The following is a 13,687-nucleotide window of genomic DNA, read 5'->3' as shown; positions in this document are numbered from 1 at the left end:
CTCCAACCAGGATAGACCGGCCCGATCGAGAGGCCGGCCTATCGCATTAATTTTTGGTTTCATTTATCGTTTGCACATTAATATGGGAGGCGCGCCCTGCCCCCCAACCGTTTATCCCTGCAAGCAGGCCCAATGCTGCAAACAATAATGCACAATAGGTAAAATCTCCGGTCAGGTCATGGATCATGCCCACCAATAGCGGGCCGATTGCTGCAAGAATATAGCCGATACATTGAGCCATGCCAGATAAATGCGCTGCGGTGTGCGAATCTGGTGCACGCAACACAATGACCATCATTGCCGCCGCAATAAGCCCGCCCTGGCCTATTCCCTGCAAGACTGCCAATGGCAAGAAGGTCCATACCGGCAGATAGAGAAAACCAATTAGCGCCAGCGTCGCGCAACCACAAAGAAGTGCATTTATTCCACTTTGGTTTTTCTGTCGAATTGCGATAGAGGGGACCGCGAGACAAGCCACAACCTGCGCCATAATGGTGAAAGATACCATGCCACCGGCTGATGCTGCGCTTAATCCCCGCTCACGCAGGATTGGCGCAAGCCATCCAAAAACAATATAGGCAAGTGATGATTGCAGACCCATAAACAGGGTTACCTGCCAGGCCAGCCGATCTTTCCACAGCCCGATCACCCGAAACCCGGAATGCGCCGCATTGCGCTTGGCGCGCAAGGCTTGCGGAAGCCAAAGTGCCAAAACCAGCGCTGCTGGTATTGCCCAAAATCCGAGCGCCAAGCGCCAGGATCCGCCCACCAAGTCTTTGATTGGAATGGTAAATCCTGCTGCAGATGCCGCACCTGCACAAAGCGCCATTGTGTATAGGCCAGTCATGATGGCGGCATGTTTTGGGAAATCGCGTTTTACCAATCCCGGCAAAAGCACATTACCCATTGCGATTGCCGCACCCGCCAGACCCGCACCCATAAAGAGCCACGCAATATGATCAAGACCTCGTATCACCAGCCCCAAGGTTAGTGCGGCCATTACCAATAATAAGACCCGCTCTGTGCCGTAGCGTTGTGCAAGGCGGGGCGCAAATGGCGCAAACAAGCCCATACAAACAACTGGTAAAGTTGTCAGTATGCCCGCAGCAAAGGATGACATGCCAGTGCTTTGGATAATTTCCGGCAACAGCACCGACATGCTGGAAAAAACCGGGCGGAGATTGGCGGCAATAAGCACGATGCTCAAGCCGAGCAGCAAGCGTAAGCCCAGACTTGTGGGGCGCTGTGGCGTCGGCGGCGGCACGCTATCGGCTTCCGCATCTATGGCGATCAGCTTTTCCGCGCTAAACTCTCGCTCCAGTGACGCTGTGAGCGAAGTTTTGTTTGAATGGCTCATAGTGTCACTAACCTTTCAAGCTCAGTGAGAAGCGGAGCCATGAACTCAATGACAGCTTCGCTGGCGCGATCTGCATCCCCGGCGGCTATCGCTTCCACTATTTGTCGATGTTTCTCGTGGCTCGGTTCGGGCAAGTCACCATCAAGTGTTGCGGCGATTGAATCTTGTACAGAACGAGAAAAGAACGCATAAATTTCTATCAAGGCACCATTGCCAGAAGCTGCAACCAGCGCTTCATGAAACGCAAAATCGCGTGCAATAAAATTTTCACGATCATCCTTGGCGGAAATGTTGCGCTGCTCCAGCAGCTTCTGCAGCCAAGCTATAGTGTCTGGCGTGGCGCGGAGCGCAGCAAGCCGCGCTGCCTGCGCCTCCAATAAGGCGCGCATTTCAACACGGTCCCGAAGGCTTGTGTGGTTAAGGCGCCGCATGCTTAACAGCTGGTCATGCGAAGAAATCACATAGGTTCCGGAACCTTGCCGGGTTTCCAGCATTCCACAGGCTACAAGCACGCGCACCGATTCCCGAATGGTTCCTCGGCTCACCCCAAGTTGCTCTGAGAGAGCCTGCTCATTTGGTATTTGTTCGCCCACTTGCCAGCGACCAGCCGTGATCTCCCGTTGCAAAATTTGCATCGTTGAATCTACCAAGCTTTGTCGCGATATTGTTTGCATTTATTCCCCAAATCATCAGATGACTTGACGACTTAATACCTCGCCATGCTAATCGTCAACGCTTAAGATATGGCTCTCATATAAGCCGCCCCACGGGCTTATGTCATAGTGTTAATAAATTGAGCATATAGGCCAGATGCGTTTAATGGACTGGGGTAAACATGATCACACTTTATAAACTCAATGCAGATCATCTGGTGCGAATTGAAGTGGCCCCCGGTGAAGCCCTGCCAAGTGACGTGATATGGATTGACCTATTTTCTCCGACCCCTAGTGAAGATCGTATAGTTGAAGCGTGGTTGGGCATTGATATTCCCTCCCGTGAAGACATGACGGAGATCGAAGAATCCAACCGATTTTACATGGAGAATGGCGCTCAATATCTCACCGCACCGATCCTTCATGCTATCGACCTCAATCATCGTGAATTAACGCCGGTAACCTTTATCTTGAGTGGTAACAGGCTGGTAACGGTGCGCTATGCCGATCCAAAGTCGTTTAGCATATATATTGCGCGTGCCAGCAAGCCCGGCAACGGATTGATCACCCCCAAGTGCAACGGTCTTTCGATCATGCTTGGCTTAACGGAAGCGACAACCAATCGTTTGGCAGATATTTTGGAAGCGGTAGCGGGAAAAATTGATGCCGCATCCCATTCGATTTATCGGCGACAACCCAAAGCCCGGCCCATGACTACCGAAGATTTCAGGCATATCTTGACCCAGATCGGCGGACAGGGTTCATTTTTGTCACGCGTACGTGAAAGCCTAGCTGGCATTAGCCGAATGCTTGTTTATCTTACCGTTATCAATAGTCCTGTCGGGTCTCGCAAAGAGGCGCGCTCATGGATCAAATCTATTGAACGCGACACGCAATCACTCACGACCTATGTCGATTTTCTATCCAATAAAGTAACCTTTCTGCTCGATACGATCGTGGGCCTCATTTCTGTCGAGCAAAACGCTATCATCAAGATTTTCTCGGTGGCGGCTGTCGGATTTATGCCGCCTACATTGGTCGCATCAATCTATGGTATGAACTTTTCTTTTATGCCAGAGCTGAATTCGCCATGGGGATACCCGATGGCATTGGGCTTGATGATTGCTTCTGCTCTGCTGCCGCTGCTTTATTTTAGACGCAAAGGCTGGCTTTAAGCTAAAATTTCAACGATAGAATTTCCCATTGCTTGCCGTTGATCGTGACGACATCACCAACTGGCTTACCAAATAGCTGGATAGAAACGGGAGCTATATGCGAAATTTTTCCCTTTGAGGGGTCCGCTTCATCTTCTCCAACTATCGTCCAGACGCGGTTGACGCCGTCTTCGTCCTCAAGCTCAACTGTCATGCCAAAGCGCACGACATTGCTTCCAGGTTCAGGCTCAGATAGTTCCGCCGTTTCCCGGCGTGCATTCCAATAACGAAGATCCCGGGAAATTCGTGCAATTGCCGAACGATCCTGTGCAATATTGGCTTCGGCCAGCTCCTTTGACAGGCGCAACAGCTCTTCCTCGATCATCTGCAAACCGTTGCGCGTGACCAGATTGCGATGAGGACTAATCGGACGCTCACCCAGATCAATCGGATTATCATCCTGTTCTTTGGTAAATGCTCTGCTCATAGGCTTGAGTCTAAGCAAGCCTAAGTTTTTTGCAAGTCGAACGAAAGTAAAACTGCCTTAGCCAATAATTGCAGAGCCGAATATTTCTGAAGGCGAAATAGAGCCAAATGTTATACCGTTCCAGTTCTTCATCTCGACATGAGAAAATTCAGCAAGTTTTGTCGATAGTTCTTCTTCTTTATGGAACATGCGAGAAAGCAGAATAGCCACCATCGCTTCGGCTGCGCGCGTTGCCCCATCATCGCATTTAAGTGCAAAACCAAGCCCTAGCTCGGGCACTGCCCCACAGAACACGCCTTCAGCACCGGTTTTAACAAAAATGCGACCGGGGGCCATGCGCATTAGCTCTGTGCATGCACGTTTTGTGCCCGCCACATAGTAAGGCTCGGCCATGCAGGCTTTGAATAAACGTTGTGCGGCTTTAGCCCGGTTTGCGCCCAGTCCAACGCCCGTCGCCATCTTTGCGAATCCATGTGCAATATTGGCGAGCGGGACTGCATAAGTCGGTATTGAACAGCCATCAGTTCCGCAATGATCAATGTCGTGTGCAGCGCCAGTCACATCGCTCATCACGTCCCGGACCATGTCTTGGATTTGCGACCCCAACGCCACATAGTTTTGCGTTTCCATACCGCAATGAACACAGGTCGCTAAAAAGCCAGCATGTTTGCCTGAGCAATTATTGTGCAGAGACGTCGGCTGTTTACCGCTTTGTGCCATGGGGATAAGAACGGATTGCTGAAAAGGCCAATGGCTGCCGCATTCAAGCGCGGATGCGTCCAATCCCGCCTTGCTCAACATGGCGCGCGCTTTTTCCGCATGTTCTTCCTCACCAGAATGCGATGCGCAAGCCATTGCGAGATCGGCATCATCAAATCCGAAAGCATCCGCAGCCCCGCTTTCAACCAATGGCAGCGCCTGAATGGATTTCACTGCTGATCTTGGAAATGTCGGACGGTCAGTGTCACCGAGCGAAAATACTCGTTTTCCATCTGCATCAAAAACAGCAATCGCGCCGCGATGGCGACTTTCCACCACAGGGCCACGGAATACTTCCACCAGAACCGGATTGCTTTCCATCTCACTACCTCGATTTTCAATGCATTTACCAATGCGAGTACAACCCAAAAACCGCAATGGCAATTTTCTCTAACATAGCTGCTCAATCAAAATTGGCCACACTAGAAAGTCCGCACATTGTTTTTTATTGATTGATCAGTCAATCAAACATAATATGCTTTTAAATTTCGATACTTCACCTTTTTGCGGTCAGTGCACACTGCATAGTAGCGGCGCCATTTGCCTACGAGAGAAACGGGAATTCAACTATGCCAAAAGTCGGAATGGAACCTGTGCGGCGACGTGAATTGATTGATGCTGCGATCCGCACCATCGGTGAGCATGGTTCACTCGATGTTACAGTTGCGCAAATCGCACAGGAAGCGGGGGTTTCGGCAGCGTTGGCGCACCATTATTTTGGCGGTAAGGATCAGCTTATTCTTGCAACGATGCGCCATTTGCTTCGCGAGTTGAGCAAGGATCTGAGCGCTAGCATTCGTCCGACGCAAACGCCGCATGAGCGGATTGCTGCAATCATATCCGTGAATTTCTCGGCATCCCAATTTACTCGGCAGACAATCGCCGCCTGGCTGAGTTTTTACGTACATGCGCAAAAGTCAGACGATTTCCGGCAGCTTTTGCGCATTTATGCAAATCGGCTTCACTCAAATCTTGTTTACGCATTGGCTCAGATCACCGATCGGGCAAGAGCGCACCGGATTGCCGAGGGAGCTGGAGCCCTGATTGATGGGCTTTATATTCGGCAGGCGTTGGGCACCGGCAGACCGGACGCCAAATCTGCGACCGCGCTGGTCGAAGATTATATCGCCACGCAGCTTTCGTCAGGGAAACAATATGGAAGCAGATTTTGTCATCATCGGTTCCGGCTCAGCGGGTTCTGCTATGGCCTATCGCCTGTCTGAAGACGGCAAACATTCCGTTATTGTCGTGGAATTTGGTGGCCCGGATATTGGCCCGCTGATCCAGATGCCCGCGGCTCTGTCTTTCCCCATGAATATGGAAACTTATGACTGGGGTTTCTCTACCGAGCCTGAGCCGCATCTTGGCGGCAGGCAGCTCGTCACACCACGCGGCAAGGTATTGGGCGGGTCCTCCTCCATCAATGGCATGGTCTATGTGCGTGGGCATGCACGCGATTTTGATCATTGGGCTGAAATGGGTGCGCAAGGTTGGGCTTTTGCCGATGTGCTGCCCTATTTCAAACGCATGGAAAACTCTCACGGCGGTCAGGAAGGCTGGCGCGGCACCGATGGTCCTCTTCATATCCGACGCGGCGAACGTCAAAACCCATTATTTCAGGCGTTTATTGAAGCCGGGCAACAGGCAGGGTTTGAGATCACTGAAGATTATAATGGCGAAAAGCAGGAAGGTTTCGGGCCTATGGAGCAGACAATCCATAATGGCCGGCGCTGGTCTGCTGCCAATGCCTATCTAAAACCTGCGCTCAAACGCCCCAATGTGAAACTCGTACGCGGGCTGGCCCGGCGCGTCATTATGGATGGCAAGCGGGCAATTGGTGTTGAGATTGAAGGAGGGCGCAGCCTCAGCACAATCCGGGCTCGGCGCGAGGTTATTATTGCGGCCTCATCAATCAACTCTCCCAAACTCTTGATGCTTTCCGGTATTGGCCCGGCAGCCCATCTTCAAGAGCATGGTATTGAGGTGATCGCTGATCGCCCAGGGGTTGGGCAAAATCTGCAAGACCATATGGAAGTCTATATTCAGCAAGAATGTGTACAGCCCATAACGCTTTATTCAAAACTTAATCTGTTTTCAAAAGCCATGATCGGGGCTCAATGGTTGTTCTTCAAATCGGGGCATGGAGCGACCAACCATTTTGAATCGGCTGCTTTTTTGCGTTCGCGAGCGGGCGTTGAATATCCTGATATCCAATATCATTTCCTTCCTGTCGCAATTCGCTATGATGGTAAGGCGGCAGCAAAAGCGCATGGATTTCAAGCGCATGTGGGTCCGATGCGTTCCAAATCACGTGGGAGCGTGTCGCTGCGCTCCGCCGATCCGCGTGATAAGCCACGCATTTTGTTTAACTATATGTCGCATGAAGATGATTGGGCGGACTTCCGCCATTGCGTACGGCTTACGCGGGAAATCTTTGGCCAGGAAGCATTTGCTTCCTATCGCGGTGCAGAAATACAGCCGGGCGAACAGATACAAAGCGATGCAGAAATTGACGATTTTCTGCGCGAGAATGTCGAAAGTGCATTTCATCCATGCGGGACATGCAAAATGGGCTCAGTAGACGACCCATTCGCCGTGGTAGACCCAGAATGCCGGGTTATTGGGGTGGAAGGTTTGCGCGTGGCTGATTCATCCATTTTCCCGCGCATCACCAATGGCAATCTTAATGGCCCCTCTATTATGACCGGCGAAAAAGCTGCAGATCATATATTGGGTCGTACCCCATTGCCGCGCTCTAATCAGGAACCGTGGATCAATCCACGCTGGAAAACATCGGACCGCTAATCGAGGAGTTAAAAATGAAAGTTCAACCCAAAGCCTCGCATTTTGTTGGCGGTAACTTTGTGGAAGACAAGGCAGGAAAGCCGCTGCCCGTGATTTATCCGGCAACCGGCGAACAGATCGCCAAGCTTTATTCGGCCACACCTGATGTGATCGAAGATGCGTTTGCTGCGGCGTTGAAAGCTCAGGAAGCTTGGGCTTCACTCAAGCCTGTGGAGCGTGGGCGTATCTTACGTCGCACGGCAGAAATTCTTCGGGAGAAAAACCGCAAGCTTTCTAAAATCGAGACGCTTGATACGGGCAAGGCTCTGCAAGAAACGCTGGTCGCGGATGCTGCATCTGCTGCAGATGCGCTCGAATTTTTTGGCGGCATAATATCAGGTTTTAACGGAGAATTTGTCGATCTTGGCGGCTCATTTGCCTATACTCGCCGCGAGGCGCTGGGCATTTGTGTTGGCATTGGCGCATGGAATTATCCCATTCAAATCGCAGCCTGGAAATCGGCACCAGCGCTTGCCATGGGCAATGCGTTCATTTTCAAGCCTTCTGAAAACACTCCGCTTTCAGCTCTTGCACTTGCAGAAGCCTATAAGGAAGCTGGGCTTCCAGATGGATTATTCAATGTCGTTCAGGGATATGGTGAGGTTGGCGCCGCTCTCGTCAATCATCCGCTGACAGCCAAGGTTTCGCTTACAGGATCGGTACCGACCGGAAAACGTATCATGGGCCAGGCTGGCGAACAGCTTAAGCATGCGACCATGGAATTGGGCGGAAAATCTGCCATCATCATTTTTGATGATGCGGATCTGGAAAGCGCAATCGGTGGCGCAATGCTCGGGAATTTCTATTCCACGGGACAGGTTTGTTCAAACGGAACCCGCGTATTTGTTCATAAATCCATTCGCGAGAAATTCGTTGAACGCTTGATTGAGCGAACGCGCAAAATCCGCATTGGCGACCCGCTTGATGAAGCCACCCAGATGGGACCGCTGATCAATGCAGCCCAACGCGATAAGGTCCGCTCCTATATTGAACAGGGTAAAAAAGAAGGCGCGACCCTTGCCTATGGTGGCAAGACGCCAAAGCTCCAAGGCTTTGACAATGGTTATTTCATCGAGCCTACTATTTTTACAGATGTGAAAGACAATATGACCATTGCGCGGGAGGAAATTTTCGGCCCGGTTATGAGCATACTTGATTTCACCGATGAGGATGAAGTGATTGCCCGCGCAAATGATAGTGAATTTGGGTTGGCGGCAGGGGTTTTCACTGCGGATATTGCGCGCGGTCACCGGGTGATACATCAGATCAAGGCCGGAACCTGCTGGATCAATGCTTATAATCTAACACCGGTAGAAATTCCGTTCGGCGGATATAAAGAGTCGGGCATTGGCCGCGAAAATGGTGTCGCTGCGCTTAATCATTATAGTCAGATCAAAACTGTCTATGTCGAAATGGGCAAAGTAGACTCACCCTATTAATAGATGAACACTAAGGCTGTGTGCTGTCTCACGCTCAGGGCGCTCTAAACGCTCTAAACGCTCCGGGCGCTTTGGGCGCTCTGGCAGGCAGTATGCCTGCCAGATTCGGCCAAGAGTTTTCCATTTCACTGCCTTCTGTTTAAATAATAATCATTGTTGTAAGAATATAAGTTCATATTTTATTATATATTATATCATTCAAACCAATATTTGCAGTTCTTGTTATTTATCCTTGATTAGACCAACAAGTTAACCTTACCATAGTCAGCATTAATCGAGAACCTCCTAATAATAGGCGTTTATTTTCGAGCGAGGCTGACGTGAGCAGCAACTTATATTATCATATTATTGACGACATTGCCGGAGACGAAATTTATACTATCTCCGATACAGTTGATTCAAAATTAGAAGGAAGCACATCGCGAAAGATTAAAACTTTTCGCGTCCATGATTTACCAAATGTGAGAGCGCAAAATCCTGTCGCTTTACCTGCCGACAGCAATTATTCAAACATTTATAGTTCGATCATTGCATATATTGATGCCAATATTAGAGATCCCGAGCTCAATACATTGCAGCTCACACGACGCTTCAACATTTCGCGTTCTCATCTCTATCGCATTTTTAAGGAAAGTGGTGGGGTTGCAAAATTGATCCGCCGCAAACGGCTCGAACATGCCTGCCGCATCATACAGGGCCGGAAGCATAGCAGGATTTTTCTTAAAGAAATTGCCTATCTATGTGGTTTTCGGAATGGAACCCAGTTCAACAAAGCGTTTAAAGACTATTATGGCTACAATGTAAAAGAGCTGCAACAAGCGCTGGGGAATGACCGGAACATTCCGCCGGCCCCCGTTCAAAATCATGCGATAGGCGCACCCGCTCGCATGTCTCTCCAGACAGAACCGTCAGAATAGGCCAATTGGGGCCCGCTACTGGCATTAGAGACGAAAATTATCGCACCGGCGCCATGCTCGCCAGCGGAGGGCATGGTAGCGAGCGTGTAAGATGCGGGCCGAATAGGTCCGCCTACGTCCAATTTGGTTTGCGGCCAAGCTGAACCTATCGCTACATTGCCGGTAGCGCCGTCCACTTTGATTGCTTCCCGCCACGCACCGGCATCGTCGCCGACTTTGATGCTGAAATTCTTATCGCCATTCAGCCCCATTTCTGCATGACCGGTCCAGTTGGACTGAAACAATAGGCTTGCCGTATCAGACGCTGATTGTTTGTTAATTTTGATCTGATGACCACCACCGGCATTGTTAAAAAGGCTGGCTTCTGACGAAATCGCAAAACGATTGATAGCATCTGGTGTTGCATCAACACCGAGCAAAGATAGTGTCAGTTCGCTCGGGATTGATGAGACGTCTTTCCATTGACTGCCATCGTAAAGCTTAAGGCTATCCTCGTCCTCGATATAGGTGGTCCAACCTTTGCCGGGGGTAACAAATATCCAATAGCCATCGATAAAGGTGGCGATAAGATTTTCTTTTCCTGTCCAATCTCCGGTCGCGGGCGATGCGACAATATATCGATCACCGGCAATAGGCGCTGCCGGCACGTTATTTTCTTGGCGCGAGCGCACACTTAAATGCACAATAGCGTCGAGCAACCGCAGCGCAGCATTATGGGTGACGTGTTTTTGCGCCTGACTGGGCAGAATATAGGGCATTTTTAAGTTAGGGGTTTGATCCATTAAAAGCTCCTTGAGTTGTCAATTCAAGAAGCTTACCCCCTATCGGCGAGACGGGGATAAGTTGCCTCAACTGCCTCGATAGGTTGAATAAGACCAAGGGCTTACCAATAGCGGCACATGGTAATGAGAGGTCTCATCCGCGATGGAAAATCGAATCGGAACCAAATCTAAAAACGGTGGTTTAGCCAGTTCCACCCCACGGGATTCGAAATATTCTGCGACATGAAAATTCAGCTCATAGGTTCCGTTGCGCATTTCTTCATCGGAAAGCAGCGGCGAATCCGTCCGGCCATCAAGATTGGCCACGGTACGCTTGATCAGCTCTCGTGTACCGTCTGATGCAATTCGATAAAGCTCAATGCGCATAGCTGCCGCTGGACTACCGTGCGCAGTATCAAGAACATGTGTGGAAAGCTTACCCATAGTAACCTCCAATGTTAGACCTGAGGAAGATGTTCGATACGATAGAGGATATCGCGGAAAAAATGTTCCTCCAGATTATCTTCCTCTCCCGCCCGATCAACGATCAAAAAATCTGAAACCTCTTCGAGTGCGAGCAGAGGATGATGCCAGATATTGCAGCCATAATTGACACCTTGGTCCCCTCGCGCAAGAAAAGCACGCGGCTTGCCCGGCATTCCTCCCACATCTTCAGATACCACAAGCAAAAACGGTCTGCGATCCATCGGCACGAAAGCCTGAGATCCAAAGGGATGGCGCTCCATCATGGCAATATCAATTGGTACTACAAAGGGTTGGCTACGGAAAATATTGATTAAAACCCGCGCTGAAGTTCCGTTTGCTTCCACCCGTGCGAGATCATGAAAACGCTCGGTAACTCCGTTATTTATAAGACGGCGTTCCGCGCCTTCTACCTCAATTACCTCGCCAAAGGGCGCAAATGCTTCTTTGGTGAGCGGCTCCACTTTCAACGTCTCGACCTTCAACCCATCCTCCCGCACAAATTCGTGCTGGCAGCAAAGCTTCCTGCTAAGAGAATTGTCAACTGTGAAGCAGTTTCAATCGAAATAATAAAGGCCGGAACAATCCGGCCTTGAATGAGGGACAAGTTTAACGTGATCTACGCACGCGCACAGGTTGCAAATGTGCACGGAACGTTCGATAGATAGAGGCGATTGCTAACAGCGCCGAAGCTTGGATCAAAAGCATCATGGTGGGAATTTCCGCAGTCGCAGCCAACAACGACACCAGCCCGAGCGTGAAAAAGGCAATAGCAGCATAGATAATACCGCGTGCTGGTTGGCGGAGAGGTGATCTTAGCTTTGGCATTAGGCTGGGCTTTAGAGTTGATAGGCGTTGGCGCATTTTCTATCTCCTTCATCCGGGGCTCGGTACTGGTCAGAACTTCCTCGTCCGACCACCGATTGAAACCAACCGCGTTAGGGCTTATGCCCTTGCCCACCAAAGAAGTTAAATTGGATTATTTGATGGCGCTTGTGTTCGACGATAGTTTCCACCCTTCATATGGGGAGCCAGTCTCGTTAGATAAAGATGTGCTGCGATTAACTGTGAAGAATCCGAGCGCTTTTACCTTCCACGGCACTAATAGTTACATTATTGGACGCGATACGCTCGCCATCATCGATCCGGGCCCGGAAGATGACGACCATTATCGGGCGATAATTTCTGTCGTGAGAGGGCGACCAGTCAGTCATATTTTTGTTAGCCATACGCATCTTGATCATTCGCCGCTGGCAAAACGGCTCAAGAAAGATTTTGGCGCGCAAATCGTTGCTGAAGGTCCGCATCGCCCCGCCCGTCCGCACCATGCCGGCGAAGTAAGTTGGCTTGAGGCGAGTTCTGATCTGGATTTTACACCCGATCTCGCGCTCGCGGACGGTGAGATTGTTGAGGGCGATGGCTGGCGCCTGCGCGGAATTCATACTCCGGGGCATGCAGCCAATCACATGGCTTTTGCATTGGAAGGGCGAGATATTTTATTCTCAGCCGATCATGTGATGGCGTGGGCGACTTCGATCGTTGCGCCTCCGGATGGATCAATGAGCGATTATATGTCCTCGCTTGATAAGCTGCTCGCCCGCGAAGATCAGGTTTACTATCCGGGCCATGGCGGAGCGGTGACCCGCCCGGCTGCATTTGTGCGTGGGCTGCGCGCGCATCGCAAAATGCGGGAGCGCGCAGTTCTCGAACGCATCCGGCAAGGCGATCGGTTCATCAGCGATATGGTGCAAGCGATCTATCGCGACACCGATCCTCGTCTTCTTGGCGCAGCGCGGCTTTCGGTGCTGGCGCATTTGGAAGATTTGGTGGCGCGGGGGGAAGTAACAACCAAAGGTGATCCTTCGCTAAAAGGGGCCTATTTGCCGGGTTGATTATTCTGCATCGGCCGGGGCTTTGTTCACTTCGCCCTCTAATGCGGTCATAAATTGCGTAATAAATGCTGCATTAAGCCCCATATCGCGGTTTCCATAACGAGAGACTGCACGCATATCCACCAATGTGGTTTCGCCTTCGTCTTGCAGACGAATGACCACGTCGCTTTTCAGGCCCAAGATCGGACTATGGGCTACAGCGGCAAAGTTTAATACCGGCTGTTGCGACAATATTCCATGAGCGGGACTGATACGCTCCCAGCCAAAGCCTTCCAATACAGCATCCACACCCTGCCCTACGCGATCTGGCGATGCATCATAGCGGCGGCGCGAAACTTCCGGATAGGCCGATAATTGCATTATCATGTCGGTTTCAGCCCGTGATGTAATGGCGTTCATCCGAAATGTGCGCTCCGGCATAGTTGAAGGAAACCGCAGCGGCGTTTCATAATCGGTGGTCACATCATAAATGGGGGGCGAGATATACCAAAATCCGGCAACCACTCCCAACAGCGCAATCACCACCAAACTTAAAAATCCGCCCCAAAAGGAGCGCGTGCCACCCTTATCGCCATTCTGCCAAAGATTGCGAAAACCTTGAACGGCACAAAGCAATGCAATCGTAGCAAGCATTGCACTTAAAGTCGCAATGATCACCGCGTCTGGTGTTTCTATCTCCCAAAACCTATGCGCAAGAAAATCCAAGAATAAAAGCAGTGCCGAAAAAACTCCTAAACGGAGTGCCCATATGGCTGAACGAGATACACGGCGCTGGTAGCGAAGTTTATTCATTCTCGCTCCAAATAATATGATAGCTCAGACATAACAGAGACATGATCGACGTAAAACCTCTGGTTCATTATTTAGCCTGAAAACAATGTCAGCTGGGCAATAAAGGATAAAATATAATTAAATCAACAGATACCCTATTGCAGCACCTA

General features: G+C 50.4%; 15 protein-coding genes. 6 read left to right on the top strand and 9 right to left on the bottom strand.

All coding sequences use genetic code 11. The features are described from left to right. Window positions 1–46: 46 nt before the first annotated feature. Both C7374_RS03310 and C7374_RS03305 read right to left on the bottom strand, forming a co-directional pair. Window positions 47–1,357: a CynX/NimT family MFS transporter gene (locus C7374_RS03310; protein WP_111574159.1), complete on the bottom strand. Its 1,311-nt coding sequence runs from the start codon at window positions 1,355–1,357 to the stop codon at window positions 47–49. After that, window positions 1,354–2,031, bottom strand: a complete 678-nt coding sequence (locus C7374_RS03305) for a FadR/GntR family transcriptional regulator (protein ID WP_111574158.1) — start codon at window positions 2,029–2,031, stop codon at window positions 1,354–1,356. The genes C7374_RS03310 and C7374_RS03305 overlap by 4 nt, the downstream gene beginning before the upstream one ends. 161 nt (window positions 2,032–2,192) lie before the next feature. Between C7374_RS03305 and C7374_RS03300 the strand changes: the two genes are divergently transcribed. Beyond that, on the top strand, window positions 2,193–3,185 hold the full coding sequence (locus C7374_RS03300; protein WP_111574157.1) for a magnesium transporter CorA family protein: 993 nt from the start codon (window positions 2,193–2,195) through the stop codon (window positions 3,183–3,185). Between the two features lies 1 nt (window position 3,186). Here the strand turns inward: C7374_RS03300 and C7374_RS03295 are convergent, their stop codons facing one another. Next, complete coding sequence (locus tag C7374_RS03295) at window positions 3,187–3,651, bottom strand: GreA/GreB family elongation factor (protein ID WP_111574156.1); 465 nt, start codon at window positions 3,649–3,651, stop codon at window positions 3,187–3,189. Window positions 3,652–3,708: 57 nt separating this feature from the next. Next, complete coding sequence (locus C7374_RS03290) at window positions 3,709–4,731, bottom strand: asparaginase (RefSeq protein ID WP_111574155.1); 1,023 nt, start codon at window positions 4,729–4,731, stop codon at window positions 3,709–3,711. Between the two features lie 248 nt (window positions 4,732–4,979). Between C7374_RS03290 and betI the strand changes: the two genes are divergently transcribed. The 4 genes from betI (at window position 4,980) to C7374_RS03270 (ending at window position 9,610) form a co-directional block, all read left to right on the top strand. Continuing rightward, complete coding sequence (betI, locus tag C7374_RS03285) at window positions 4,980–5,633, top strand: transcriptional regulator BetI (RefSeq protein WP_111574154.1); 654 nt, start codon at window positions 4,980–4,982, stop codon at window positions 5,631–5,633. Continuing rightward, a complete protein-coding gene (betA, locus tag C7374_RS03280) occupies window positions 5,566–7,215 on the top strand; it encodes a choline dehydrogenase (protein ID WP_111574153.1) in 1,650 nt (549 codons plus the stop codon). Before betI ends, betA begins: the two co-directional genes overlap by 68 nt. 14 nt (window positions 7,216–7,229) lie before the next feature. Beyond that, a complete protein-coding gene (gene betB / locus C7374_RS03275) occupies window positions 7,230–8,693 on the top strand; it encodes a betaine-aldehyde dehydrogenase (protein ID WP_111574152.1) in 1,464 nt (487 codons plus the stop codon). A 320-nt stretch (window positions 8,694–9,013) separates the two neighbouring features. After that, on the top strand, window positions 9,014–9,610 hold the full coding sequence (locus tag C7374_RS03270) for a helix-turn-helix transcriptional regulator (RefSeq protein WP_158527794.1): 597 nt from the start codon (window positions 9,014–9,016) through the stop codon (window positions 9,608–9,610). Here C7374_RS03270 and C7374_RS03265 read toward each other — a convergent pair. From C7374_RS03265 to C7374_RS03250, 4 genes are all read right to left on the bottom strand, one after another. After that, entirely contained in the window at window positions 9,556–10,392 is an 837-nt protein-coding gene (locus C7374_RS03265) for a DUF2793 domain-containing protein (protein ID WP_111574150.1), read from the bottom strand. The genes C7374_RS03270 and C7374_RS03265 overlap by 55 nt on opposite strands. Before the next feature lie 66 nt (window positions 10,393–10,458). Beyond that, entirely contained in the window at window positions 10,459–10,815 is a 357-nt protein-coding gene (uraH, locus tag C7374_RS03260; protein ID WP_111574149.1) for a hydroxyisourate hydrolase, read from the bottom strand. A gap of 14 nt (window positions 10,816–10,829) precedes the next feature. After that, window positions 10,830–11,339, bottom strand: coding sequence for an ureidoglycolate lyase (locus C7374_RS03255; protein WP_111574148.1), 510 nt, complete (start codon window positions 11,337–11,339; stop codon window positions 10,830–10,832). Window positions 11,340–11,463: 124 nt separating this feature from the next. Continuing rightward, window positions 11,464–11,718 carry a hypothetical protein gene (locus C7374_RS03250; protein WP_111574147.1) on the bottom strand — a complete coding sequence of 85 codons (255 nt, stop codon included), beginning with the start codon at window positions 11,716–11,718 and terminating at the stop codon, window positions 11,464–11,466. Window positions 11,719–11,840: 122 nt separating this feature from the next. On the opposite strand from C7374_RS03250, the gene C7374_RS03245 reads away from it, so the two are divergent. Then, complete coding sequence (locus C7374_RS03245) at window positions 11,841–12,746, top strand: MBL fold metallo-hydrolase (RefSeq protein WP_111574265.1); 906 nt, start codon at window positions 11,841–11,843, stop codon at window positions 12,744–12,746. Here the strand turns inward: C7374_RS03245 and C7374_RS03240 are convergent, their stop codons facing one another. Then, window positions 12,747–13,538, bottom strand: coding sequence for a DUF1499 domain-containing protein (locus C7374_RS03240; protein ID WP_111574146.1), 792 nt, complete (start codon window positions 13,536–13,538; stop codon window positions 12,747–12,749). Window positions 13,539–13,687: the final 149 nt, after the last annotated feature.

It is taken from the genome of Falsochrobactrum ovis, assembly GCF_003259955.1.
Classification (GTDB): Bacteria; Pseudomonadota; Alphaproteobacteria; order Rhizobiales; family Rhizobiaceae; genus Brucella; species Brucella ovis_A.
The sequence above is the reverse complement of the archived record's forward strand: the minus strand, read 5'-3'. Positions and strand labels throughout refer to the sequence as shown.